The organism is Pyramidobacter sp. C12-8 (assembly GCF_002007215.1).
GTDB lineage: Bacteria > Synergistota > Synergistia > Synergistales > Dethiosulfovibrionaceae > Pyramidobacter.
In genome coordinates this window covers 1-26010 of the sequence record NZ_MUHX01000011.1, presented here as the reverse complement: position 1 = coordinate 26010, position 26010 = coordinate 1, and the positions used below count along the sequence as shown (strand labels likewise).

Below are 26010 nucleotides of genomic sequence, written 5' to 3'. Positions count from 1 at the left end.
CGCGTCCTTTTCACGGGGGACGCGGCGTTTCACGTTTTTCGCGAAAATCACTTTTTCGCTGCGGCGGCGAACGCGCGCACGGAGATGCCCAGCTCGTCGAGCTGAAGCGATTCGACCGGCGAAGGCGCGCCGGCCATCAGGTCCTGGGCCTTGGCCGTCTTGGGGAAGGCCATCACCTCGCGAATGCCCTTGCAGCCGCACAGCAGCATGCAGAGGCGGTCGAAACCGATGGCCAGCCCGCCGTGGGGCGGCGTGCCGTACTTGAGCGCGTCGAGGAAGAAGCCGAAACGGCTTCGCGCCTCCTCGGGCGTGAAGGCCAGACACTTGAAGACCTTTTCCTGCACTTCTTCGTCGTGGATGCGGATCGAGCCGCCGCCCACCTCGATGCCGTTGAGCACGAGATCGTAGGTGCGCGAGCCGCAGCGCGCGGGATCGCTTTCGAGATAGGGCAGGTCCTCGGGGTTGGGCTGGGTGAACGGGTGATGCGTGGCCACCCAGCGGTTTTCATCGGGGCTCCACTCCAGCAGCGGGAAGTTGGTGACCCAGAGGAACTCCCAGCCCTCTCGCACCAGGCCGTGCGCCCTGGCGACGTCGAGGCGAAGCTGCCCCAGCACCGTGGCGACCAGCATGGCGTCGACGTTGGCGATCAGGAAAATCGCGTCGCCGTCCTGCGCCTGCGCCAGTTCGAGGAACTGCGCCTTGTGTTCGTCGTCGAGGTATTTGGCCAGCGGCCCCTTGAGCGTTCCTTCCTTGATCTGGAAAAACGCCACGTCGGGCGCGCCCAGCTTATTGCCGGCGGCAGCGACGTCCTCGCACTGCTTGCGCGACCATGCGGCGCCGCCGGGCACGGAGATCGTGCGGATCACGCCGCCGTTGGCGATCAGATTCTGGAAGGGAGCGAAGCTCGTGCTTTCGAAAGCGGCGGTGACGTCGTGAATTTCGAAGGGGATGCGCAGGTCGGGCTTGTCGCTGCCGAAGCGGCGCATCGCCTCGCCGTAGCCGAGGCGGCGGAAGGGCGCCGCGATTTCGACGCCGAGGATCTTCTTCCACAGGCCGACGACGTAGCCCTCGAGCAGATCGTACACGTCTTCTTCGGTGACGAAGCTCATCTCCAGATCGACCTGTGTGAACTCGGGCTGGCGGTCGGCGCGCAGGTCCTCGTCGCGGAAGCATTTGGCGATCTGATAGTAACGGTCCATGCCGGAGATCATCAGGATCTGCTTGAACAGCTGCGGCGACTGGGGCAGCGCGTAGAACGAGCCGGGCGCGACGCGGCTGGGCACGAGGTAGTCGCGCGCGCCTTCGGGCGTAGACTTCATCAGGATCGGCGTTTCCACCTCGGTGAAATCGCGGCCGTTCAGATAGGCGCGCGTGTACTGAGCCACCTCGTGGCGCGTGCGCAGGTTGTCCTGCATGCGCTCGCGGCGCAGGTCGAGATAACGGTAGGTGAGACGCAGGTTTTCGTCGACGTTTTCCGTCTCGTCGCCGATCTCGAAAGGGATCGGCGCGGCCGCCGACAGCAGCAGGAAGTCGCTCGCCACCATCTCCCAGCGTCCGGTCGTCATGTGGGGATTGATCATGCCGTCGGGGCGCACGCGCATTCTGCCTTTCACGGCGATCACGTATTCGCTGCGCAGATCGCCGGCGTCGGCGTGCATCTGCACGTCCACCTCCGGCGTGAAGACCACCTGCACGCTGCCCGACTTGTCCCACAGCTCGATGAAAATCACGCCGCCATGGTCGCGGCGGTTGCGGACCCAGCCGTTGAGCACGATCTCCTTGCCGACCAGCTCTTCGCCGACCAGCCCGCATTTGACGGTTCGCTTCCAGCTTGAATCGAAAATTCCCTTGCGCATTTTTCTCCAAACTCCCTTGTCTGTTCAAAAAAGTCCAACGAAGCGCCGCGTTGGAACGGCGCTTCGCGTTTTTTACCGTGTGCCGGCCAGAGACGCCACGCGGGCGGGCACGTCGGCGAGAGGCACTTCTTCCTGCGCCGCCGCGCTCAAGTCGCGCACCGCGGCCACGCCGCTCGCGATCTCGTCGCCGCCGAGGATGCAGGCAGCTTTGGCGCCGCTGGCGACCGCCGTTTTCATCTGCCCCTTCATGCCGCGGCCGGCGTAGTCCATGTCGGCCCTCAGCCCGGCGCGGCGCAGCGCGTAGAGCAGCTCCACGGCGTTCAGCCGCGCCGAATCGTCGGGGCAGACCACGTAGGCGTCGAGCGCCGGCTGCGCGCCGAACGAGCAGCCTTGCTCGCCCATGACGAGGATGACGCGGTCGAGTCCGGCCGCGAAGCCCACGCCCGGCACGTGCGGCCCGCCGATCGCCTCCGCCAGGTTGTCGTAGCGCCCGCCGCCGCACACGGCGCTCTGCGCGCCGAGGTCGCCGGACTTGACCTCGAAAGCGGTCTTGGTGTAATAGTCGAGGCCGCGCACCAGCGTTTTGTCGAGCGTGTATTTGACGCCCAGCCGGGTCAGCGCCGCGGTGACGGTCTTGAAGTGTTCGGCGCATTCGTCGCAGAGACTGTCGAAAATGTCGGGCGCGCCGGCGACGATCTCGCGGTCTTCTTTGCAGTCGAGCACGCGCAGCGGGTTGCGCTGCAGACGGCTTTTGCAGGTGTCGCAGAGTTCGTCGCACCGCCCCTGCAGATAGCCGATCAGCTTCTCGCGGTAGACGGGACGGCACTTGGGGCAGCCCACGGAATTGATCACCACCTCGAGGTTCCGCATCCCCAGAGTGCGGAACAGCTCGATGGCAGTCATGATCACCTCCGCGTCGACGAGCGGGCTCTCGGAGCCGATCTCCTCGTAGTCGAGCTGCCAGAACTGGCGGTAGCGCCCCTTCTGAGGGCGCTCGTAACGGAACATCGGCCCCGCGCCCCACAGCTTGGCGGGGTTGCCGCCGGGCACGCCGAGCGAGTGCTCCACGTAGCTGCGCATCATGCCGGCCGTCATCTCCGGACGCAGCGTGATGCTGCGGTCGCCCTTGTCGGTGAAGGTGTACATTTCCTTCTCCACGATGTCGGTCGTGTCGCCCACGCCGCGACTGAAAAGCTCGGTATGCTCGAAGATCGGAAGCCGGACCTCGCTGTAATTGAACCTGCCCGCCGTTTCCGCGGCGCGGCCGAGCACATAGGCCCATTTCCAAGACTCGTCGGGAAGAATGTCGCGGACTCCGCGCGGTCCCTTGATAGATTCAGACATCGATCCGTACCTCCTGCGTGTCGAAAAATTTTAACGATACGGCTTTCGCGAACCGCCGCATGAGAAAGCACTGCTTCTATAAAGCAAATATTATACCGCAGATCGCGGATCTGGGAAGAGGCTCTTTTTACGGAAACCCGCCCGGCGGCAAAATGACATACGAAAAATGATATCCGTCATGAAAAGGCTCTGCAACGTTTTTCACAGGGAACGTTCCACGGGGAACGTTCGCGAACAAGCTTTCGGCGTCAAGAGCAACTTTCAACACCGGAGGTCAAACGATTTTCCGCGCCAATACTGGTTCTTTATTGGAAGATCGAACTCAAAGGCGCTGCGGAGGAACTTCACAAAGCGAACCGCGCAGCCCGCTTTGCGGCTCTCCCGCGCAGAATTTGGAGAGCTTTCGTTGTCCAGTCAAGCGAAAAAGATCAAGAAGACTGCGGAATTTTATAACACGATATTTTAATTACATGCCACTTTTTACGTTTTGTCGGTGATACTTTTTTGTAAGCGAAAATCAAAGGGGGATTTTTTCCATGGTTCTTCGAACTCTTGCCGTCATCCCCGCACGCTACGGGAGCACGCGCCTGCCCGGCAAACCGCTGCTTCCCGTCGCCGGAGTCCCGCTGATATTAAGGGTGCTTCGCGGCGTGCGCGGCTGTCCTCTGATCGACCGCGTTATCGTGGCGACCGACGACGAACGCATCGCCCTCGCAGTAGCAGAGGACGGCGGCGAAGCCATGATGACTCCGAGCGATCTTCCCAGCGGCGGCGACCGCGTAGCCTACGTGTCGGAGCGTATCCCTTCGCAGTACGTGATCAACGTGCAGGGCGACGATCCGCTTGTGGACGCGTCGATGATCGAGCCGCTTGTCGGCGCTCTCGAAGAGGACGACGTTCAGCTGGCGCTGCTGGTCAAGCGCATCGAACGCCGCGAAGAAGTCGTCAATCCCAACGTCGTCAAGGCGGTCTTCGACCAACGCGGCAGAGCGCTTTACTTCAGCCGCTCGCCGATCCCGTATCCTCGCAAAGACGCAGAGGGCGTCTGGTACAAGCATATCGGCCCTTACGGCTGGAAGCGTTCTTTTTTGCTCGACTTCGCCTGCGGGCAGCAGACGCCGCTGGAACGAGCCGAAAGTTTGGAAATGCTGCGCGTTCTGGAACGAGGCTTCAAGATCCGTTGTCTGCCGATCGAACGCGACACGATTGAGATCGACGTTCCCGACGACTTGAAACGCATCGAGGAATATCTGGCGCTTCACGGTGAAAAAGCGGCCTTGCGCCCGCGACGATTTTAGCGGCCATATCGCATCAGGAAGGGACAAAATGATAAAAGCGCCTGAAAGTCTTCGCGATTTTCCCCGGCTTGAGCGCTGGTGGCGGGTCGACGTCCCCACCGAGGTCATCCTCTCCGACGAAGGTCTCGCGCGTCTTTTCGAGCTGCTTCGAGAACGGCGCAAAAAGGCTTTTTTCGTCGTCGATGAAGCTCTCGAGGTCCAGCCAGCCTTCGCCATGATTTTTGAACAGGATAGAAAATTCGTCTTCAACGCCTCTTATTCGGAAGTTCGCACCGGCGACGTCGACGCGCTCGTCGACATCCTGCGCGCCGATCGCGGCGGCTGCGACGTGATCGTCGGCGTCGGCGGCGGTTCCACGATGGATCTGGCGAAAGCGGCGGGAATCTGCGTCGCCAATCCTCTTCGCGCCCAGGATTATCAGGGCTACGGCCTGAAAATGGAACGCGGCGTCGACGTGTGGGCCGTTCCCGCGCTGAACGGGACGGGGGCCGAGATCACGCCCATCGCCGTGATGCGCGGGCCGGAGAAAAAGCTCGGCATCAACAACGCGCTCGTGGAAGCGAGACTCGCGATCATCGATCCGGGGCTTTCGGCCGGCGCTCCGTCGTTCAACCGTTTTTACACCATGATGGACTGTTACTTCCATCATTACGAGATTTCCAAGAGCAAGACCAGCCAGCCGCAGGCGATCCTCGACGCTCTCGACGGGCTTCACCTCTCCCGCGAGGTCCTCGGCTGCGATCTTGCCGAATATGACCCGGCGAGAGCGGTCAAATCCGCCATGGCTTCCGTACTGGGAGGTACGAGCAGCGTCGGCGGGCGGGTGGGCGTTCCTCACGCTCTTTCCTACGGATTGAGCAACTCGGCTCCGTTCCTGCCCCACAGCGTGGCGGTCACCCTGTCCATGCTGGCGTTGGAAGATCTTTACCCCGACGGCTACGACGACACGCTGGATTTTTTCGCGGCCAATCATCGTTCGCTGCCCAAGGCCAGGGATTACGGTCTCGGCGAAGCGGACGTTCCCCAAATGACGAAGACCGCGTTGGGGATGGAAAAGCTGTGGCAGAGCTGCTTTGGACTCGAGTGCTGGAAGAAAAAGGCCACGCCGGAATACGTCGAGTCGATCTACCGCAGGATCATCGCCGGCTGAACGGGGTCGGCGGACAAAAGGACTCCCCGCGTCTTTTCATATCGTTTTCATTTTCGAAGGAGGAAACCGCATGCCCGGTACGGAAATTTTCGATCAGATGGAAGCGGATGCCGTCGTCGACGTGATCCGCCGTAAAATGCTCCACCGTTATTCTTCCCATGCCGCCCGCGGCGGCGTTTACCGCGTCAGCGAATTCGAAACGGCGCTGGCCAAACGACTGGGCGCCAAACATGCGCAGGCGGTCAGCAACGGGACCTCGGCGCTTTTCGTCGGGCTCAAAGCCATGGGCATAAGGCCCGGCGACGAGGTCATCACGTCGGCTTTCACTTTTATCGCCACCGTGGAAGCCATCGTCGCCTGCGGAGCCGTCCCCGTGCTGGCCGATATCGACGAGACGCTGGGCATGGCCCCGGCATCGGTGGAAAGTAAGATTTCGCCCCGTACCAGGGCGATCATGCCGGTGCACATGTTTGGCGCCGCTGCCGACATGGATCCGATCCTGGCGCTTGGAAAGAAATACGGCGTTCCCGTCGTCGAAGACAGCTGCGAAGTGACCGGCGGCACCTATCACGGCAAAGCGCTGGGGACCTTCGGCCTGTGGGGAACCTACAGCTTCGACCCCAACAAGTACGTCACCGTCGGCGAAGGCGGCGCGCTCGTCACGGACGACGACGATCTCTATAAGGCTGCGGAATATTACCACGATCACGGTCACGTGCACCGTCTCGATATCGAGCGCGGAGCCGAGGACAAATGCGGACTCGGGCTCAATTTCCGCATGAGCGAGATTGAAGGCGCGCTGGGGCTTGTGGCGCTGAAAAAGATGGACTTCGCTCTCAACCTGCTGCGAGAGACCAAGCGCAAAGTGCTGGAAGGAGTAAAGGACACGGGACTGAAGCGCCGCGTCGTCCCCAACCCCGAAGGCGATATCGCCACGCACATCGTTTTCCTGCTTCCCAGCGCCGAAGCCGCGCGCAAATTCCAAGCCGTGACCGGAGATCAGGGCATGCCGGCCGCCCTGATCGGCGACAACTCATGGCATTACGCCAAGCATTGGAAAGCCCTGAATGATTTAAGCGGAAGCACTATCGGCGGTAACGTCGCTCCATCTTATGCCCCCGAATCCATGGGACAGACTGAATCGGTGCTTGCCCGAGCCGTATTCTACTGTCCCAATCTGCTGACCGACGACGGCACGGTCGAGAAGATGGTCGCCGCTTTGCGAGCCGGAGCTGAAGCCGTGCTGTAAACGGCGCTGCGTCCGCATAAAAAAGCGCCGGAACTTGTCCACCTTTCGAGAGGGGAAAAGTTCCGGCGCTTTTTCGCTACGCGCTTTCAAAATGGACTGCGATCCACACGCAGGGCGGTTCGGCGCTGGTATAGACGACGCGGTGGCGGACATGGGCGGGGATCAGCAGCCAGTCGCCGGACGAGAGCGCGCTTTCGCCGCCGTCCGCCCAGAGCAGGCGCGCCTTTCCCTGCAGCAGCGCCACCCATTCGTCGCCGTCCTGATCGTACCACTGCCCCGCGGGCGTGATCTGCCCCATGGAAACGATGCGCTCGACGCGGCAGCCCTGGCCGGCCGCCAGTTCGTCGAGGAGTTCGTTGCCGCCCGGCGCGCAGCGCCGCGAAAGCGCGAAAAGACGCCCGCGTTTTATCTCCATCGTAGTCCTCCCCTGCCCCCCCGCCGCTCCCGTCCGCGTCCGTCAGGCGGACACCTCGGCCGCGCGCCTCGCTCGCGCGGGGATCGGCGCGCCGCAGATGGCGCCGATCCCCGGTCCTCCGGACTTACGGGGCATGCCTTCACCGGCGATAAAGTTTAAAATCCATCCCATTATATCATCGCGGCGTTCCCAATGCCTCAACGCAAAAAAGCGCTCTCCCCGCCCTCGGGAAAAGCGCTTTTTTTCTCGGAGATCCCTTTATTTCACGTAACGGACGTAGCCCGCTTTGCGCGATGCCGCCGCTTTGGGCTCTTCGGCGGGATAGCCGAGCACACAGTTGCCGATGCCCTCATAGCGGCCCTCGAGGCCAAGTTTTTTCAGGAGTTCCCTGAACTCGTCGCGTTCGAAAGTCTCTTTGGCGCGATGGATCCAGCAGCTGCCCAATCCGAGCGCATGGGCGGCAAGCAGCATATTGCCGATCACCAGCGAGCCGTCATAGACATAGGTGGGGACGGACGTGTCGGCCAACACGATCAACACGACCGGCGCACCGTAAAACATGTCGGCGCCCGGGTTGCCGCGGATCTCGGCGTTCACCCGCGACAGTTTATCGCGCAGTTCCCTGTTGGTGACGGCAACGATGACGGGCGACTGCTTGCCCATGCCCGAAGCGGCATAAGTCCCCGCCTCGATAACCTGATCGATCAGTTCCTGCGGCACGAGATCGGGCTTATACTTCTTACAGCTGCGGCGTTCCAGGATCGCTTTCATGACTTCGTTCATGATGACTCCTCCTTTCGTTTCCATAGCGATTTTATTATAACGCACAACGGCGTTTTATGCGTCGTCATCCCCCCAAAAATAACAATGCCGCCGAAGCGAAACAACGGCGGCACAAGTTCTTCGAACTGACAGCGGCTCAGATGTGATACGGCGGCGGAGGCGGCCGGTGTCCGGGACGCGGAGGAGGGGGAGGTCGGTGTCCGGGACGCCGCGGGGGGGGAGGAGGAGGTGGTGGTGGCGGCGGCGGTGAACCGTAACCGGGGCGCCGGCCATGATGCGGCGGTGGAGGCGGCGGTGGAGGCGGCGGCGCGACGCGGGGACCGCGCCAACCGATCGTAAAGCGCCACCCGCGATAAGTCTTTGCCAGCACGATAGTGACGTCGCGTCCATACCAGCTCGCTTTCTGGTACCCGTTGTTCGTCGTCCCGTACTGAGGGCGTCCGTAACGGCGAACGGCGTAGTGAAGAACATCCGCATAGGAAGAGCTGCGGTCGTCGACCTGCCCCTCCACTCCCCAAAAGCGGCCGTCGTCGCGGAAAGCGTAATAGAGCGTATTCAGCGGATAACCCAGCCATTCGCTGCCGCCGAAAATCCTCTCGTAATAATACTTCCCGCCCGAAGGCGCCTGGGGCGCCTCGCGGAACTGATCGCTCATGCCTTCCCAACGCGAACCCCAGGCAATGCCGTTGAATCCCGCCGGCTCGTTGGGAAAGGCCCAGGCCGCTGCGCTGAACATCAGCACCGCCGCGGCTGCGGCTGCGCATTTGCCATAAAACTTCATTTCTTCTGCCTCCTTTTATTCTCAAGATTTCCGGAGCACGGCCCTGCCGGGATGCCCGCAATGCTTCCAATCTCACGATCACGCCGTTTATTTATGTTTTTCAGTCTAGCAGAAAAACTTTAAGAAAACAACTGTCAAAAACAACAGCCCGACACCTGAAGAATTCCGTACTCCGTTCCGCCCAAACCGAGTCCGCCGCTCCTCTTTTGATGAACGGCGAAAACAAATTCATGTGCGGAAGGCGTTTCCGCAGCCGGTCTCACGAGGCGGAAACTTGAGTTCCTCCGGCAAAGTCCGTATAATCGGCTGAAAAGCGACACGAAGGAGGAAGGCTCACATGAAATTCATCGTCGCGCCCCAATTTTTCGAGAAACTTCCCGACGTCTGCTTTGGCGTCGTGATCGCCAGAAACATCGACAACGCGGCGGTTTACCCGCAGATCGACGCGATGCTCGCGGAGGCGGCCGCGGCGGCCGCGGCTCGCTATGAAGGGCGAAAAATCAAGGACGAACCGGCCATTCTGCCTTATCGGCAGGCCTTTCGGGCGCTGGAGCTCAATCCCAACAAATTCATGAGTTCTATCGAGGCCATGTTCACCCGCGTCGGCAAGGGCAAAGGACTGCCGCACATCAATCCCGTCGTCGACCTCGGCAACGCGCTCTCGCTCAAATACGCGCTGCCCATGGGAGCTCACGATATCGGCCGGATGGACGGCGACATCGAAGTGCGCTTCACGCGCGAGGGCGACAGCTTCGTCCCCTTCGGCGAAGCCGAGGCCGAACCGGTGCCCGCCGGTGAACCTGTCTACGCGGTCGGCCGGAAGATTCGCACGCGCCGCTGGATCTGGCGGCAAAGCGAGCTGGGCAAGATCGGTCCGCAGTCCCAGGACATTTTCTTTCCCATCGACGGCTTCGCCTCCGCGAACAAAGAGGCGATCTTCGCCGCCCGCCGCGAACTGACCGATTGCTGCGCTCACATCTTCGGCTGCCGCGACGTGAAGAGCGATTTTCTCGACGCTTCCCACCGCGAGACGGAGCTGTAGCCGCTCCCGCTGTCTGCCCAATCCCGCCGGCGGGTGCCGTCTTCATCCTTGCATCGTTGCCGAAACCGCTGCTGAAGTTTCGGCGTTTCAGCGCGGCGATCCCGTACGCAGGCGCCGCACATACATGGGCCCCGGCAGCGCGAACGTGCGCTGCCGGGGCCTAACTGTGCGGTCATTTTCGTCTGTTCGTGCGCCAGCCGGCGACGGTGAGCACAAAAATGACGGCCTCTTTTCAGCCGTCTTCAAATGCAGTCTTTTCCAACACAACAGAGACTCTCGCGAGGTTCTTTCAACAACGTTCCCCGCGGAGTCTGCCACGTCTCTTCTTTAAAAACAAACCGAACCCACACAAAATCCCCTTCTGCGGCCCTGCATGGCAAAAGCCGCAGAAGGTCCCATCACGTAGGAGGAAAAAACGGAAAAACGCTATTTCTTCTCTTCTTCGTTCGAACTGCTTTCTTCCGTCGTCTCGTCCTTCTTTTCGACGCTGTCGGGACGGATGAAGTACTTGATGCAGGGGCGTCCGCCCGTCTCGTAATCGACGGAGCTGTCGATCTCGCCGATTTCGGCGAGGTAGTTCAGATAGCGGCGCACCGTCACCTTCGACAGGCCGACCACGCCGGCCAGGGTGTCGCAGGTGCAGGTCTCGCCCTTCATCTTGTCGAGATGCGAACGGATCATGTCCAGCGTGCGCTGCTGAAGCCCTTTCTTCAGATCGCGCGCGGGGGCCTGGGGCTGGGGAGCGCCCACGCTGACAAGCGCGTCGATGGCGTCCTGGTTCAGCGTCGAAGCGTCTTTCAGCACGTGCGCCTTCTTGCGGTACTTTTCGATGGCTTCCATGAAGCGCTCGTACTCGAAGGGCTTGACAAGATAGTCCACGATGCCGAGACGCAGGGCTTCCTCGACGTTTTTCACGTCGTTGGCCGCCGTGACCATGATCACGTCGGACTGGATGTCGGCCTTGCGGATCTCGCGAAGCAGCTCCAGACCGTTCATCACCGGCATGTACACGTCGAGGATGATCAAATCGGGTTCTTCATCCTCGATATACGCCAGCGCATCCTTGCCGTTATCAAAGACCGCAGCCACCTGAATGTCGTTGGCTGTGTCAAGATAGCGCCGGTTGATCTGCGCAACCATCGGGTCGTCTTCAACAATAATCGTCTTAATCACAGTTTTCCCTCCCTGGTGAAACACACCGTGATGGATGTGCCCACTCCTTTTTCTGAATCGATCTGCATTTCTCCGCCGCTCGACTCGAGCACGGAACGAATCAGCCTCATTCCCGTACCGCGATGCCGACCTTTGGAACTATAACCGCCTTGCCTTACGTGTTCGATCTCTTCCGGCGTCATGCCCTCTCCCGTGTCGTCAACCGTGACCATCAGGCTCCGCTCGTCCTCGTGAACCAACAGAGACACCTCACGATCGCCTTCGCCCTTGGCCTTGGCGTTCACCGCTTCGATAGCGTTCTCGACAAGGTTGCCGACCAGCGTCACAAAGGCGTTGCCAGCCAGAAACCGGCTGACTGCCGGGACCGAGCTGGAACCAACCAGATTGAACTCTATATCCAGCTCCCGGCAGTGAGACATTTTGCCAAGGAGCAGAGCCCCCAAGTTCTTGTTTTGGATCTTCTGCAGGACCGCCGCGATCACATCCGACTGTTCCCGGGCGATCCCGGTGATGTAACGCTCGGCTTCCTCCGGCTCGCCGATGCGCAGCAGGCCGAGGATCACCTGCATCTTGTTCATGAACTCATGGCTGTTGCTGCGCAGCGCGTCGATCATGTGGTTGACGCCGGTCAGCTCTTCCGCCATACGGGTCAGTTCGGTGCGGTTGCGCAGGATGGCCACCGCCCCGAGAAGCGTTCCGTTCTCCCTGATCGGGATGCGGTTACAGAGAATGTTGACGTCGCCCAGGATGATGCCGTTGTTGTACAGCGGCTCCCCCGACGCCAGCGTTTCGCCGATGCGGATCTGCGGGTAAATGTCGTCGAGGAGGCGGACGCGCAGGTCTCCCGGGGCAATGTGGAGCATCGTCCCCGCCGCCTTGTTGACCAGCGTAATATAGCCGGCCGCATTGACGGCCACGATCCCCTCCTCCAGCGAATTCAGAACTTCGTCGCGCTCGAGGAAGAACTTCGACAGCTGTTCCGGTTCGTACCCCAGCAGCGATTTTTTGATGCCGCGGGCCGTCAGCCATGCCGCCAGCAGGCCGATCGCCAAGATCGACAGCAGCGCGCCGAAGTGCGCTTCGTAAATTTCCCAGCGCTGCGAGGCGATGTTGGTCATCAGCGAAGCGACCACGATGAAACCGATCTCTTTCTGCGTCTCCGCGTCGAGGACCGGCACGAAATAGCGTTTTTGGTCGCCCAGCGAACCGACGGCTCGGGAAAAGTAACGTTCTCCCCTCAGCACCCGTTCCTCGTCGCCGCCGACGAAATTCTCGCCGATCCGGGAACGGTTCACGTGGTACAGACGCCGCAAACGCATGTCCGCCAGCGTGATCACGTCGACGTCGCGCAGCCCCTTGATAAGATTGTCCAGATAAAGGATCAATTCCTCGCTGCTCTGGTCTTCCTTGAAAGCCTGAATGACCAGCGGATTGGCGGCGACCATTTCGCCCAGGTCGTGCAGCGTCGTCTCGATCCGGTGGCTTTGAAGCTTCAGATTGAGGCGCAGGACCATCACGATCGTAAAGCCGATCGTCAAAAACACAAGAATAACGCTGCCCAGCATGAGCTTCTGCGACAAAAGCATGACGCGGGCATTCTTGCCTGTTTTCATGTTCGTCTCCCAACTCTTCGTAAGAAGTGCGCCGACGGCCCGCCGGAAGCGCCTGTTCACATGAAAGTTATTTTATCATACTTTGGCACTTTTTGGAGATTTTAGTTCCATCCCAAAAGAACAATAACTATCAATCATGACGATAACGTTCCATATCCGCAGAAAATCGCGCAACACCCGACGGCGGAGCAAAAAATTCACCCTCCGGCGTCCTTTTGTCCCGGAGTTCTCATTTACTTAGTATGTATAATATCATACCCTCCTGAGGAAACGCAATAACTAAAATGATAAAACCTGAATAATGCGCATTTTCAATCAAAGAAACTTCACTGGCAACGCGGTGATTCGAAGCGCCTCCAAAGATTCGCCTCGTAACGCCGCAAGTTCGTGAGGGCCGCAAAAAACGCGGCGCCGCCGAAAAAGGCAGCGCCGCGTTTCCAGGCCGGAATCATGAATCGTCGTCGATGGGACGACGGGAATCTCTACATCGGCGGCAGGACGCCGGCGGGCAGCGTGGCGTAGACGCCGGGGCCGATCGGCAGCCCGAAGTAATCCCAAACGATGAAGAAGACGATCCAGGCGATCTGCATGAAGAACGCGATCGGCACGAGATTGGCCACGAGCGTGCCGATCTTGATGTCCTTCATGTATTTGGCCTGCGCGACGCTCAGGACCATCCAAATATAGGGACTCATGGGCGTGAAGCAGTTGGTGGGAGAGTCGCCGAGCCGGTACAGCAGCTGGGTAAAGCCGGGGTGATAGCCGAGCAGCATGAACATGGGCACGAAAATGGGAGCGAAGATGGCCCACTTGGCCGAGCCGGAGGCGACGAAAAGGTTGACGACCATCGCCAGCAAAATGAAGGCGACGCACATGGACGTCCCCGTGAAGCCGATGCCCTTGAGGAAATCGGCGCCGCCGATGGCGAGCATGGTGCCCAGCTTGGTCCAGTTGAACAGCATGTTGAACTGTCCGGCGAAGAAACAGAACACGACGTAGCCGCCCATGGCCGCGGCCTGCTTGACCATGCCTTTGTTGAGGTCGCCGCTGTTCTTGATCGTGCCGGCGGAATAACCGTACACGATGCCCGGCAGCGCGAAGAAGAAGAACAGAAGCGGGATCATGCCCTTGAGCAGCGGCGATCCCACGAAGATGCGCGAGCCGTCGGCGGCGATCTTCGCCAGCGGGCCGAAGAAGAAGCCGGCGACCAGCAGCGCAACGTAAGCCAGCGCCACCCATCCGGCGCGGCGCAGTCCCTTTTTCTGGCTGTCGCTCAGCTCTTCGATCTTGGCGTCGTCGGCGCCGCCCTCGTACTTGCCGAAACGGGGCTCGACGAGCCAGGTGCAGACGCCGCCGATCACGAGGGTGCACAGAAACGTGGAGGCGATCATGAAGAACCAGTTGCAGGTCACGTCGACCGTGAACGTGCTGTCGGGGATGAAGCCCTTGATGGCTTGGTTGGTCAGCCCCTGAAGCAGAGAGTCGGTGCCGGCGATCATCAGATTGGCGGTGAAACCGGCCTGAGCGCCGGCGTAGCCGTTGATCATGCCGACGACGGGATGCTTGCCCACGCCCATGTAGACGATGGCGGCCATCGGCGGGATCACGACCATGGCGGTGTCGGAAGCGATGTTGCCGACGGTGCCGAGGAACGCGATCACGAAGGGCACCAGCGCGGGAGGAACGTTTCTCATGCACTTGCTGAGCATGGCCAGAAGCAGCCCGGATTCTTCGCACATGCCGATGGCGAGCGTCATCGTGATGACGAGCCCCAGCGGCGCGAAACCGGTGAAGTTCTTGATCATGTTGTCGAGGAGCCACTGAAGTCCAGTGGCGGAGAACAGGTTCTGGGATTTCACGACCGCCTTGGCGGGATCGGAAATAGCCGGATTGATCATCGAGAAATCCGTCACGGTGAAAATGGCACCGATCACGGCGACGATCAGGAAGAGCCAACAGAACAGGATGGCGGGCGGCGGCAGTTTGTTGCACACGCGCTCGATGCCGTCCAAAAAGCGGTCTACCCATGATTTCTTCGCTGCTGCAGTGTCAGTCATGTTTCTGACCCCCTCAAAAAGATAAAGTGATTTGAGATAACGCCGCGCAAGCCTCTTTCGAGCGTCCTGCGCCGGTAAACCCGATCTTGGGTTCACTTTCGGAAATTATATCATACGTGGATACAAAACTACAATAAGACTTTTTGCATACTTTATCAAGCCGGATGTGTTAGAATAAGACGTTTCCAAAATCCTACCGACAGGAGAGAGACGCCTCATGGAATTCAAATTTTTCGGCATGAATCTGGAGCTCTGGAAGCTGCGCTCCGTTTCGGATTATGCGCGGTTTTTCTTTTTCATGGCGGCCGGCGTTCTCGTTTTCGTCCTTCTGGCGAAACGCATCGGCAAACGCCGCAACGACGCCGCCGCGACGGAGCGCGTCGTCCGGAAACTGCGGCGGCTCTGCAAAAAGGAAGGAACCGTTTGTAGCGCGTCCCCGCCCGCCGTGCCGCCGGGAACGGCCGACGCCCTGCTGGTTTCGCAGCGCGGGATCTTTGCGCTGCGCTGCATCGGCTGGGGGATCCGTGTTTTCGGCAGCATCGAAAGTCCGCAGTGGCGCGTCGAGGACAACAACGAGAAACGCGCCATCCCCAATCCGCTCGCGCAAGCGGGCGCGGCCGCCGCGGCGCTGAACGTCCGCCTGGCGGAAAAAGGGCTCGCCGCCGCGGTGCAGCCGCTGGCCGTCTTCGCCGATCCCTTCGACTCCCCCCGTCTCAGCCTCGAAGGCGGCGCCTGCGCCGTCGCTTACGGAGACCTGAAAAAGTGGTATCATTCTCAGCCGGAGCACCCCGCCATGGAGCGTTCCGTTCGGGACGAAATCATCCGGGCGCTTGCGCTTACGGAATGGAAAAAGGAGAGAAAATCATGATCGACAGCGAACGACTGGTAAAGAACTTCTGCGCCTACGCGCGGATCGACAGCGAGAGCTTCGACGAGGGGCTCATGGAGAAACGCCTCGTCAAAGACCTCGAGGAGCTCGGCTGCGAGGTCCGCACCGACGGCGCCGGGGCCAAAACAGGCTCCACCGGCAACAACATTTACGCCTTTTACAAGGGCACGCTGCCCGGCGAGCCGCTGATCTACTCGTGCCACATGGACACCGTCGCGCCCGGAAAAGGCGTCGCGCCCGTCGTCAAAGACGGCGTCATTTCCAGCGGCGGCGACACGATCCTCGCCGCTGACGACAAGTCGGGCGTCGCCGGCATCGTCGAGGCGCTGACCGTCGTCCGTGAAAAAGGACTGCCCTGCCACGACTTCGAGATCATCGTCACCATCGGCGAAGAACAGGGCCTGCTGGGCGCCAAGCATTTCGATTTCAGCCGCGTCAAGGGCAGGGAAGCCGTGGTCCTCGACGGCGCCGGCGACGTCGGCACGATCGTCCCCAACGCGCCCGGCCAGATCAAGATGCACGCCGTCGTCACGGGGCGCAGCGCCCACGCGGGCCTGGCGCCGGAAAAAGGCGTCAGCGCCATCCAGGCGGCCGCCCGCGGCGTCGCCGCCATGAACCTGCTGCGCATCGACGAGGAGACGACCTGCAACATCGGCACGTTCAAGTCCGAAGGCGCGACCAACATCGTCCCCGCCAAAGCGGAGATCGTCGCCGAAATCCGCAGCCGCAATCTCGACAAGCTCAACGCCCAGGCCGCGCACATGCGCGGCTGCCTGCAGAAAGCCTGCGACGATCTGGGCGCCACGCTCGACTGCGAGCTGAAGACGACCTACGTCAGCTTCGCCTGCCCCGACGATCATCCGCTGATGAAGCGCCTGCGCGCCGCCTGCGAAGCGATCGGCTGCCCCGTCCGCCGCGTCGACGGAGGCGGCGGCAGCGACGCCAACGTGATGGCGCTTTCCGGCATCACGCCCGTCGTGCTCGGCACCGGCATGAAGGACGTGCACACCGTCAACGAAACGATCACCGTCAAAAACCTCGAAGACACGGCCAGGCTCGTCCTGCGTCTGATGACCGACTGATACCGATTCCCGAGAGAAAGCACAAACATAGTTTTCCGGGCGCTGCGACGCATAGACAAAGGCGGGGAGGAATGTTCCACGTGGAACATTCCTCCCCGCCTTTGCTTTCGCCAGCGGAAATCACTTCTTGAACTGATGGTAAAGCTTTGCCAAATAGCGGCCGTAATTGTTGTTCTTGTCCGCCTCGCCGTACTCGCGCAATTTTTCGAGGGCGAGGAATCCGGCGCTGTAAGCCGCCTCCTCGGGACAGCAGATCATGTGCCCCTGCTCGCGCTCGACGCGCGCCACGTAATTGGACGCCTCCAGCAGACTGTCGTACGTGCCGGAGTCGAGCCACGCGAATCCCTGCGGGAACACCTGCAGGTCGAGCTTGCCCTGCTCCATGTAAACGCGATTCACGTCGGTGATCGACACCTCCCTGTCAGCCGGGATCTGCCGGCGCAGCTCATGGGCGTACTGCATGACCTTGCCGTCGAAGAAGTACAGGCCGACGACGGCGCAGTTCGATTTGGGATGCGCAGGCTTTTCCTCGAGCGTCAGGACCTTGCCCTCTTCGTTGAAAGAAGCGACGCCGAAACGTTCCGGATCGGGGACGACGGCGCCGAAAACGGTGGCGCCCTCCGTCTGCGCGGACGCCTTGCTGAGCATGGCGGGGAACCCGGAACCGTAGAAGATGTTGTCGCCGAGGATCAGCACGCAGGGATCGCCGGCGATGAAATCCTCCGTCTGGACAAACGCGTCGACCAGACCGTTGGGCACGTATTGGACCGTGTAATGCATGTGGATGCCGAAGCGGGAGCCGTCGCCGAGCAGCCGCTCGAAACTGCTCTTGTCAACTTCGGAAGTGACCAGCATGATATCGCGCACGCCGGCCTTGATCAGCACCCAGATCGCGTAGTAGATCATCGGTTTGTCATAGACGGGGATAAGCTGTTTATTCACGGCTAAAGTCATGGGATGGAGCCTGGTGCCGAGTCCAGCCGCGAGAATTACTCCTTTTCTGGCCATGAACGGGCCTCCTTCGTAGTGATGTTCTCCTACATTATATCTAATTTTCTTAAAATATCCAGTACACGACTTTGCTTATTTTCCCCTTCCGCCGGCGCGGCCGCGGGAAAACGGCGAAAGGCGCCGCGGAACGTGGTACAATTCCCGGTGAAAAATCTATTCCATGGGGGGATTTCACATGAAAAAAGCGCTTTTGATCAACGGCAGCCCGCATCGGGACGGCTGCACTTTCACCGCCCTGGGCGAACTGCAAAAGGCGTTGAGCGGCGCGGGCGTCGCCAGCGACCTGCTCTGGCTGGGGACGAAACCCATGCAGGACTGCACCTCCTGCGGTCACTGCGAAACGACAGGACGCTGCGTTTTCGTCGATCAAGTCAACGAAGTGCTGGACCAGCTCGACGATTACGGCGCCATCGTGGCCGGTTCGCCGGTCTACTATTCCGGGGCGACGGGACGCATGTGTTCGTTTCTCGACCGTCTTTTCTACGCCGGCGGCGACCGCATGGCCGGCAAGCTGGGGGCGGCCGTGGTGTCCTGCCGGCGTGGCGGATCCACGGCTTCGTTCGAACGGCTCAATCAGTACTTTTTGATCAGCAACATGTTCGTTGTCGGCTCGCAGTACTGGAACCAAGTGCACGGCTTCACGCCCGACGACGTGCGCCAGGATGCCGAAGGACTTCAGACCATGCGCACGCTGGGGGTCAACATGGCCTGGATGCTCCGTTCCATCGAGGCCGGACAGAAAGCCGGCATTCCCGCGCCGACCTACGAGGAACACGTCTGGACGCACTTCATCGGTTAAATTTCACCGCGCATACAACATAGGGGTTTCGGCTTGACGCCGAAACCCCTATGTTGTATGCGCGGCCTATATCTTGATGACTCCCTCAAAGCCGCAGTCCACGCCGCCGATCAGGAATACCCCTTCGGGCGCGAGACGGACGACCAGCAGCCCCCCCGCCGTTCTCACGGAGATCTCGCCTTCGTCTACCAGCCCCAGTCTGGCCGCGACGACCGCCGCGGCGCAGGCCGAGGTGCCGCAGCCCGCGGTTTCGCCGATGCGGCGCTCCCATGTGCGCACCCGCAGCGTGTGGCGGTCGGCAACGCTGACGCAGCTGACGTTGGTCCCTTCCGGAAATATCCCCGCGCGCTCCATCAACGGGCCCTCCACGCTCAGTTCCGCGCCGTCGCAGTCGTCGGTCAGGATCACGCACTGCGGGTCGCCCAGCGACAGGCAGGTAATCTGATCGTCGAACCCGCCGCAGGAATAGTACTGGCTCACCACGGGGCGGCCATCGGCGTTGAGCGTAACGGGCACGCGCGCGGGGTCAAAATCGGGTCGGCCGATCAGCGCCTCGACGCTGTAGATCTCGCCGTCGCGGTCGTAAAGGCGAAGCGCCTTGACGCCGTCGTCGGTTTCAATCGACAGATCTTTTTTCTTCACGTCCAGTTTCTCGTAAAGATATTTGCCCACGCCGCGCAGCGCGTTGCCGCCGATGCGGGCGCGCGTGCCGTCGGCATCGTAAAGGATCATGCGCGCGTCCGCTTTTCCCCGAGCCGGGGCGACGATCACGAGACCATCGCCGCCGACGCTGCGCCGCCGCCCGCACAGGGCCACGCTGAGGCTGGCCGGCTCGGCGATGCTCTGGCGGATCGCATCGACATAAATGTATTCGTTGCCGCCGCAACGCATCTTGACAAAATGGACAGGACGCTTGCGTTCCGGCAAATGGGCCATGTCGACGAGCTCCACGTTGTCCTCGTCATAACCGCTGACCATGCAGTCTACGAGAGCGCGGGCCGTGTCGAGGCTGGTCATGCAGGCGGCGCGGCGCTCAATCGCCTTGCTGCGCAGCACCTGAGCGTCGGCGCGCTCGCTGCTGTCGGGCGAGCTGGTCGAGAGCACGTACTGCACCCGTCCCTGATCGAGCAGATAAGGAATATCGCGATTGCCTTGACTGATCTTGCCCACCGAGGCGCTGCGAATGCCGCGGCTTCTCAGGTATTCGGCGGTGCCGCCGGTGGTGTAAAGGCGGCACCCCAGCGAAGCGAGTCGGCGGGCCAGCTCCACGATCTCGGGCTTGTCGCGGTCCTGCACGCTGATCAGCACGCCGCCCGGTTCGTGATGGCGCACGGCGTAACCGGCCGCGATCAGTCCTTTGTACAGGGCCTCCTCGAGATTTTTGCCCACGCCGAGCACTTCGCCGGTGGACTTCATCTCCGGCCCCAGCTGCACGTCGGCGCCGCTCAGCTTTTCGAAGGAGAACACGGGCACTTTGACGGCGCAGTAAGGGCTGGGACGATACAGGCCCGTGCCGCAGGGCAGATCGCGCAGCTTCGGCGCGTCGGGCGTCAGCGTGGCGAGCATGACCTGCGTGGCGATATCCACCAGCGGCAGCCCGGTGACTTTGCTGATATAAGGAATCGTACGGCTGGCGCGGGGGTTGCTCTCGATCACGTAGACCTGGTTGTTGTAGATCACGTACTGTATGTTGACCAGTCCCTTCACGCCCAACTCGAGGGCGATGCGGGCCGTGCTTTCCACCAGTTTCTCGGTGACGGGACCGGAAAGGTTCCAGGCCGGATAGGCGGCGATGCTGTCGCCGGAATGAACTCCGGCGCGCTCGATGTGTTCCATGATGCCGGGAATCAGCACGTCGGTTCCGTCACAAACGGCGTCGACTTCCACCTCGGTGCCTTCGAGATATTTGTCGATCAGCACGGGGCCGTCGGTCCCGATGGCGAGAAGGCGCCGCATGTAATTGCTGACGCTCTCGTCGTCGTAAGCGATGATCATGTTCTGGCCGCCCAGCACGTAGGACGGGCGCACGAGCACGGGGTAGCCGACGTCGCGGGCGGCGGCAAGCGCCTGCGCCAGCGTTTCCACGCCATGTCCCCTGGGGCGGGCGATGCCGCAGCGGTTCAGAATCGCGTCGAAGCGCTCGCGATCCTCGGCGGCGTCGATGGCGTCGGAGCTGGTGCCGAGGATTGCGATACCGTTTTCGCTGAGGCATTTCGTCAGCTTGATGGCGGTCTGCCCGCCAAAGGCCACGACCACGCCGAGAGGCCGTTCCAACCGGATGACGTCCATCACGTCCTCCGGCGTGAGCGGTTCGAAGTAAAGACGGTCGGCCGTGTCGAAATCGGTGCTGACCGTCTCGGGATTGTTGTTGATCATCACGACCGTGTATCCCAGGCGCTTCAGCGCCCACACGCAGTGCACGGCGGCGTAGTCGAACTCGATGCCCTGGCCGATGCGGATCGGCCCGCTGCCGAGGACGACGATAGTCCCTTTGGAGGCGGCGAGGCCGTCATGATGGGCGATGAATCCGGCCGCTTCGTCTTCGCTGCCCGAAACCGGGGCGGCGGCGTAGAAGTAAGGCGTTTCGGCGGCAAATTCGGCGGCGCAGGTATCGACCATGCGGTAGACCGGCGCCCGATGTTTTTCCACTTTCGCGCCTGAAAGCTTCTCAATCGTGCGGTCAAGGAAGCCTGTCGCCTTGGCACGGGCGTACAGTTCGTCGGGCAACGCGCCGCCGCACTTCCGCAAAGCGCTCTCGACGGCAAGGATTTTTTTCAGTTTCCACAGGAACCAACGGTCGATCTTCGTCACGTCGTGGACATGATCGACCGAAACGCCGCGGCCCAACGCCTCGTATACGACGGACAGCCGCTGGTCGGTAGGTTCCCGCAGGCAGGCCTCGATCTGATCGTCGCCGAGCTCCTTCAAGGCAGCGAGACGCGGCGAATCCATGCCGATCTCGGCGCCGCGCAGCGATTTGAGCAGCGCCTCCTCAAAGGTCGGCGCAATCGCCATCACCTCGCCGGTGGCTTTCATCTGCGGTCCCAGCGTGCGCGCGGCGCTGCTGAACTTGTCGAAGGGCCAGCGCGGCATCTTCACTACCACATAGTCCAGCGCCGGCTCGAAGAAAGCCGACGTCTTGCCGGTGACGGCGTTGGAAATCTCGTCAAGGCGCAGGCCCATGGCGATCTGCGCCGAAACCTTGGCGATCGGGTAACCGGTCGCCTTGGAGGCCAGCGCCGAAGAGCGCGACACGCGCGGGTTGACTTCGATCACGGCATATTCAAAGCTGTCGGGATTGAGCGCGAACTGCACGTTGCATCCGCCCTGCACTTCGAGCTCGCGCACGATGCGAAGCGCCGCGCTGCGCAGCAGCTGGTACTCCTTATCGGCCAGCGTCAGCGCCGGTGCCACGACGATGGAATCGCCGGTATGCACGCCTACGGGATCGAGGTTCTCCATGGAGCAGACGGCGATACAGTTATCGTCGCCGTCGCGCATCATCTCGAACTCGATCTCTTTCCAACCGGCGACGCTGCGCTCCACGAGGATCTGTCCAACGGGCGAGACTTCCAGGCCGCGGCGTGCGAGCTGCTCCATCTCCGCGGCGCTGTGGGCGATGCCTCCGCCGGTGCCGCCCAGCGTGAAGGAGGGACGGATGATGACGGGATAACCGATTTTGGCGCCGAAGTTCATGGCTTCGTCCACGCGGGTCGCGATTGCCGAGGGGATGACGGGCTCGCCGATTTTCTCCAGCATGTCCTTGAAAAGCTGGCGGTCCTCGGCGCGTTCGATTGTGTCCAGCGACGCGCCCAGCAGTCTGACGCCCCTCGACTCAAGCCAGCCGTCCCGGGCCAGCTGCATGGACAGCGTCAGCCCGTTCTGGCCGCCGATGGTAGAAAGCAGGCCGTCGGGGCGTTCCTTCTCGATCAGGCGCTTCAGGATCTCTACCGTCAGCGGTTCGATGTAGACTTTGTCGGCGATGTCGCTGTCGGTCATGATCGTGGCGGGATTGGAGTTGACCAGGATCACTTCGATGCCGAGCGCGCGCAGGGCTCGGCAGGCTTGGGTGCCGGCATAGTCGAATTCGGCGGCCTGGCCGATCACGATCGGGCCGGAACCGATGATCATCACCCGTTTCAGTTTTTTATCGAGCGGCATGGCGGACGGCCTCCTCGCAATTCTTCAAAAAACGGTCAAACAGGAACGCCATGTCCTGCGGACCGGCGCAGGCTTCGGGATGGAACTGCACGGAAAAGGCGTTGACGCCGCCGTAGTCGATGCCCTCGCAGGTGCCGTCGTTCACATTGACGTAGCTCAGACGGTTCCCCGCCGGAACGCTGTCGCTCTCCACCGCGTAACCGTGGTTCTGACTGGTGATCAGCAGGCGCCCCGTCGCCGTTTCGCGCACGGGCTGGTTTTCGCCGCGGTGACCGTACTTCAGCTTTGCCGTGCGCGCCCCGCGGGCCAGAGCCAGAAGCTGATGACCAAGGCAGATGCCGAACATGGGCAGCCCCGTCTCGGCCACGGCGTTGACGTTCTCGATGATGCCGCGGTAGGAAGCGGGATCGCCGGGACCGTTGGACAACAGCACGCCGTCGGGATGCAGGGCAAGAATCTTCATCGCCGCCGTGTCCGCCGGCACCACGGTGACGCGGCAGCCGCGCTCCGTCAGCGCGCGGGCAATGCTGCCTTTGCAGCCGAAGTCCCAGAGCACGATGTGGCGCGTGCCGTCGGGGTTGAGGATAAAGGGCTTGCCGCAGGTCACCGCAAAGACGTCACCCGACAGCCGCCGTTTCGCCAAGTCCGCCGCGAAAGCCGGCAGGTCCTCGGGCAGACGTGAGCAGACGGCGGCGTTCATCGCGCCGTGCTCGCGGATGATCCGCGTCAGTGTGCGCGTATCGACACCGGCAAGTCCGGCTACGCCGCTTTCCTGCAGATAATCGTCGAGCGTGCCGCCGCTGCGGAAGTTCGAAGGAGCGTCGCACAGTTCGCGCACGACATACGCGCTCAGTCGCGGGCGCGGGCTTTCGAAATCCTCGCGGATGACGCCGTAGTTACCGATCAGCGGAAAAGTTTGCACGACGATCTCCCCGTGATAGCTGGGGTCGGTGAGCGTTTCCAGATAGCCGGTCATGCCCGTGGCGAAAACGATCTCCGCCGTCACGTCGCCGGCAGCGCCGAAGCGTTCTCCGGCAAAAACGCGCCCGTTTTGCAGCACCAGATAGGCTTTTTCTCTCACAGGCCTCTTCCTCTTTTCTCCGTCCGCGCCGCCGCGCGGCACCGTTTTTCGTCCACGGTCATTCGTCTTCGTAAAACGCCCGCCAGCCCGAGGCGGCGCGAACCAGCAGCGTGCGCCCGGCGGCGCAGCGCCCGAGGACTTTCGCCGGCCCCTCGCCGAGGGCCGCCAGCAGCGCCTCGACGCCGCAGGGACGTCCCTGCGCTTCCCAGCCGTCCAGCAGTTCCGGCAGAACTCCGCCGAGCTTTTCGCCGCCGAAGGGGATCTCTTCGAAGGGCAGGCTCAGCCGATCGGCGCTGCGCGCGCAGTGATTGCTCACGACCGCCGTGACCAGGCCTTCGTCGAGCCCCCGCCACAGGGCGGCGCGGTCGTCGGCGCCGCGCAGCACGGGCCAGACTTTGAGCGCGCCGTCGAGGGATGCCGCGTCGTACTCGTCTTCGGTATGGATCAGGTTCATGAAGGGCACGTCGCAGGTCACGTCCTGCCCTCCGTTCCGCGCCGCGCGGATCGCTTCCAGCGAAGCGCAGCAGCTGACGCCACGCACGTGCAAGGGCACGCCCCATTCGCCCGCCAGCGTCAGGACCGCCGCCACGGCGGCCGCCTCGGCCACGGCGGGGACGCCTTTCATGCCCAGCCGGTCGGCCGCGTCGCCGTCGTTGATCTGGCCCGAAGCGCACAGTTCGCTCAGGCACGGCCTCACGGCGAGGCGGCAGCCCAGCCCGGAAGCGTAGCAGAACAGCGCGCGGAGCCGCCGCCAGTCTTCGAAGCCTTCGGGCACGCAGAACAATTTTTCGCCGTCCCGCGCCATCAGACCGATCTCGGCCATCGTGCCGTCGGCACGCAGCGCCGCGGGCAGCGGCCACAGTCCCGCGCCGTCTTCCGCCGCCAGCAGGCGGGCGGCCTTCAGCGCGCGCGGGCCGTCGCTTCCGGCTTCGGCCGTCAGAGCCGTCAGCCCCCAGCCGCCGCGGCGGGCTTCCGCGGCCAGCGCCGCGCCTCTTTTGGCGCCGGCGCGGCAGAACAGGTCGATCGCGGCGGGAATGCGCCACGCTTCCATAACTTTTTCGGAAAGTTCCAGCGTCCGCGGGTCCACTGCTTCTTGAAAACTCATCGCGCGCCACCTCCCAGGCAGATGTCGAGCAGAGCCATGCGCACCAGCACGCCGCAGAGCACCTGCTCGCGGATCAGGCTCGACGGGCCGTCGGCCACCGACGAAGCGACTTCGACGCCGCGGTTGATCGGCGCCGGATGCATCACCACCGCGCCGGGACGGGCGCAGGCCAGCAGTTCTTCCGTGGCTCCGTACAGCGCGTGATATTCTTTCGCCGAAGGGAACAGTCCCGCTTCCTGACGCTCCAGCTGCACGCGCAGCAGGCCGAGGATGTCCGCCTGCGCGGCCGCGGCGCGCGGATCGGACTCGTACTCCGCGCCCAGCGCTTCGGGCCGCGTCGGCATCAGCGTGCGCGGCCCGCTGAGGATCACGCGCGCCCCCATGCCGCGAAAAGCCTTGACGTCGCTGCGCGCCACGCGGCTGTAACGGACGTCGCCGATGATCGCCAGCGTTTTTCCCTTCAGGCTGCCGAGACGCTCCACGGCCGCCGTGACGTCGAGCAGGCCCTGCGTCGGGTGGCTGCGCGCGCCGTCGCCGGCGTTGAACACCGGGACGTGCGGCACGAGCTTCTGGATGTAATGGGGCATCCCCGTCGCGGAATGGCGCACCACCAGCGCGTTGACGCCCATCTCGCACAGCGTCCAGACCGTGTCGCGCAGGCTCTCGCCCTTGGACATGCTCGATCCGGAAGCGCTCCAGTCGATGACCTCGGCGCCGGTCATCCGTTCGGCGACGTCGAACGAGTTGCGGGTGCGCGTGGAATTCTCGAAGAAAAGGTTCGCCACGGTGAAACCCCGCAGCGAATCGAGCGGCCGCTTCGGCGCGCTCGTCAGGCGCGGCTTCAGCGCCAGCGCGCGCTTCACGAAATCCTCGAAATCCTGCGGCGTCCAGTCGTCCAGATCGAGCAGGTTCTTGCGGTTCCAGGACATAAAACTCCTCCTTCCGGCACTGCGTTTCTTCCTTCCAACCCTGCGGCGCGGTTTTACCGAAACGGATTATACTCCGCGAAACGATTTCATGCAACCGATTGCATCAATGAAAATCACGTTCTTTTTTCCGACGCTCACAGGGCAATCGCTTACGAAAACCCACTCGAGAAAATTGCCATTAAGCTCACGAGA

The 26010-nt window shown here is 62.0% G+C and carries 20 protein-coding genes; 7 read left to right on the top strand and 13 right to left on the bottom strand.

Annotated features, from left to right (window positions below):
• Positions 1 to 47 precede the first annotated feature (47 nt).
• Both aspS and hisS read right to left on the bottom strand, forming a co-directional pair.
• Positions 48 to 1856 carry an aspartate--tRNA ligase gene (aspS, locus tag B0D78_RS05865; RefSeq protein WP_078016050.1) on the bottom strand — a complete coding sequence of 603 codons (1809 nt, stop codon included), beginning with the start codon at positions 1854 to 1856 and terminating at the stop codon, positions 48 to 50.
• A 72-nt stretch (positions 1857 to 1928) separates the two neighbouring features.
• Positions 1929 to 3200 carry a histidine--tRNA ligase gene (gene hisS, locus B0D78_RS05860; RefSeq protein WP_078016049.1) on the bottom strand — a complete coding sequence of 424 codons (1272 nt, stop codon included), beginning with the start codon at positions 3198 to 3200 and terminating at the stop codon, positions 1929 to 1931.
• Between the two features lie 536 nt (positions 3201 to 3736).
• Between hisS and kdsB the strand changes: the two genes are divergently transcribed.
• The 3 genes from kdsB (at position 3737) to B0D78_RS05840 (ending at position 6897) form a co-directional block, all read left to right on the top strand.
• Positions 3737 to 4498 carry a 3-deoxy-manno-octulosonate cytidylyltransferase gene (gene kdsB, locus B0D78_RS05850; RefSeq protein WP_078016047.1) on the top strand — a complete coding sequence of 254 codons (762 nt, stop codon included), beginning with the start codon at positions 3737 to 3739 and terminating at the stop codon, positions 4496 to 4498.
• 28 nt (positions 4499 to 4526) lie between these two features.
• A complete protein-coding gene (locus B0D78_RS05845; RefSeq protein ID WP_078016046.1) occupies positions 4527 to 5648 on the top strand; it encodes an iron-containing alcohol dehydrogenase in 1122 nt (373 codons plus the stop codon).
• 70 nt (positions 5649 to 5718) lie between these two features.
• Positions 5719 to 6897 carry a DegT/DnrJ/EryC1/StrS family aminotransferase gene (locus B0D78_RS05840; protein ID WP_078016045.1) on the top strand — a complete coding sequence of 393 codons (1179 nt, stop codon included), beginning with the start codon at positions 5719 to 5721 and terminating at the stop codon, positions 6895 to 6897.
• A gap of 76 nt (positions 6898 to 6973) precedes the next feature.
• On the opposite strand, the gene B0D78_RS05835 is transcribed toward B0D78_RS05840, so the two are convergent.
• The 3 genes from B0D78_RS05835 to B0D78_RS12560 all read right to left on the bottom strand — a co-directional run bounded on the left by B0D78_RS05835 (position 6974) and on the right by B0D78_RS12560 (position 8876).
• Entirely contained in the window at positions 6974 to 7312 is a 339-nt protein-coding gene (locus B0D78_RS05835; RefSeq protein WP_078016044.1) for a cupin domain-containing protein, read from the bottom strand.
• A gap of 258 nt (positions 7313 to 7570) precedes the next feature.
• The gene (locus B0D78_RS05830; RefSeq protein WP_078016043.1) at positions 7571 to 8095 is read right to left on the bottom strand and encodes a nitroreductase; all 525 of its coding nucleotides are present in this window, start codon (positions 8093 to 8095) and stop codon (positions 7571 to 7573) included.
• A 136-nt stretch (positions 8096 to 8231) separates the two neighbouring features.
• Positions 8232 to 8876 (bottom strand): hypothetical protein, encoded by a 645-nt coding sequence (locus B0D78_RS12560; RefSeq protein WP_143521749.1) that lies wholly within the window; start codon positions 8874 to 8876, stop codon positions 8232 to 8234.
• Between the two features lie 337 nt (positions 8877 to 9213).
• Here B0D78_RS12560 and B0D78_RS05820 point away from each other — a divergent pair, with 337 nt between their 5' ends.
• Positions 9214 to 9918, top strand: coding sequence for a B3/B4 domain-containing protein (locus B0D78_RS05820; RefSeq protein WP_078016042.1), 705 nt, complete (start codon positions 9214 to 9216; stop codon positions 9916 to 9918).
• Between the two features lie 426 nt (positions 9919 to 10344).
• Here the strand turns inward: B0D78_RS05820 and B0D78_RS05815 are convergent, their stop codons facing one another.
• From B0D78_RS05815 to B0D78_RS05805, 3 genes are all read right to left on the bottom strand, one after another.
• On the bottom strand, positions 10345 to 11091 hold the full coding sequence (locus B0D78_RS05815; RefSeq protein ID WP_078016041.1) for a response regulator: 747 nt from the start codon (positions 11089 to 11091) through the stop codon (positions 10345 to 10347).
• Complete coding sequence (locus B0D78_RS05810) at positions 11088 to 12704, bottom strand: ATP-binding protein (RefSeq protein ID WP_078016039.1); 1617 nt, start codon at positions 12702 to 12704, stop codon at positions 11088 to 11090. Before B0D78_RS05810 ends, B0D78_RS05815 begins: the two co-directional genes overlap by 4 nt.
• Positions 12705 to 13186: 482 nt before the next feature.
• Entirely contained in the window at positions 13187 to 14761 is a 1575-nt protein-coding gene (locus tag B0D78_RS05805) for an AbgT family transporter (RefSeq protein WP_078016038.1), read from the bottom strand.
• Positions 14762 to 14978: 217 nt separating this feature from the next.
• Here B0D78_RS05805 and B0D78_RS05800 point away from each other — a divergent pair, with 217 nt between their 5' ends.
• Together B0D78_RS05800 and B0D78_RS05795 are read left to right on the top strand one after the other, a co-directional pair.
• Complete coding sequence (locus B0D78_RS05800) at positions 14979 to 15629, top strand: nuclease-related domain-containing protein (RefSeq protein ID WP_078016037.1); 651 nt, start codon at positions 14979 to 14981, stop codon at positions 15627 to 15629.
• The gene (locus B0D78_RS05795; RefSeq protein WP_078016035.1) at positions 15626 to 16732 is read left to right on the top strand and encodes a M20/M25/M40 family metallo-hydrolase; all 1107 of its coding nucleotides are present in this window, start codon (positions 15626 to 15628) and stop codon (positions 16730 to 16732) included. The genes B0D78_RS05800 and B0D78_RS05795 overlap by 4 nt, the downstream gene beginning before the upstream one ends.
• A gap of 120 nt (positions 16733 to 16852) precedes the next feature.
• Here the strand turns inward: B0D78_RS05795 and rfbA are convergent, their stop codons facing one another.
• Positions 16853 to 17740, bottom strand: a complete 888-nt coding sequence (gene rfbA, locus B0D78_RS05790; RefSeq protein ID WP_078016034.1) for a glucose-1-phosphate thymidylyltransferase RfbA — start codon at positions 17738 to 17740, stop codon at positions 16853 to 16855.
• Positions 17741 to 17918: 178 nt separating this feature from the next.
• Between rfbA and B0D78_RS05785 the strand changes: the two genes are divergently transcribed.
• Complete coding sequence (locus B0D78_RS05785; RefSeq protein ID WP_240496124.1) at positions 17919 to 18542, top strand: flavodoxin family protein; 624 nt, start codon at positions 17919 to 17921, stop codon at positions 18540 to 18542.
• Positions 18543 to 18608: 66 nt separating this feature from the next.
• Here B0D78_RS05785 and carB read toward each other — a convergent pair whose 3' ends face one another.
• From carB to B0D78_RS05765, 4 genes are read right to left on the bottom strand one after another with little or no spacing between them, the layout of a single operon-like run.
• Positions 18609 to 22703 (bottom strand): carbamoyl-phosphate synthase large subunit, encoded by a 4095-nt coding sequence (gene carB / locus B0D78_RS05780; RefSeq protein ID WP_078016029.1) that lies wholly within the window; start codon positions 22701 to 22703, stop codon positions 18609 to 18611.
• Positions 22690 to 23784, bottom strand: a complete 1095-nt coding sequence (locus B0D78_RS05775) for a carbamoyl phosphate synthase small subunit (RefSeq protein ID WP_078016028.1) — start codon at positions 23782 to 23784, stop codon at positions 22690 to 22692. Before B0D78_RS05775 ends, carB begins: the two co-directional genes overlap by 14 nt.
• 58 nt (positions 23785 to 23842) lie before the next feature.
• Positions 23843 to 24889 (bottom strand): dihydroorotase, encoded by a 1047-nt coding sequence (locus B0D78_RS05770; RefSeq protein ID WP_078016027.1) that lies wholly within the window; start codon positions 24887 to 24889, stop codon positions 23843 to 23845.
• Complete coding sequence (locus tag B0D78_RS05765; protein WP_078016026.1) at positions 24886 to 25818, bottom strand: aspartate carbamoyltransferase catalytic subunit; 933 nt, start codon at positions 25816 to 25818, stop codon at positions 24886 to 24888. Before B0D78_RS05765 ends, B0D78_RS05770 begins: the two co-directional genes overlap by 4 nt.
• Positions 25819 to 26010 lie beyond the last annotated feature (192 nt).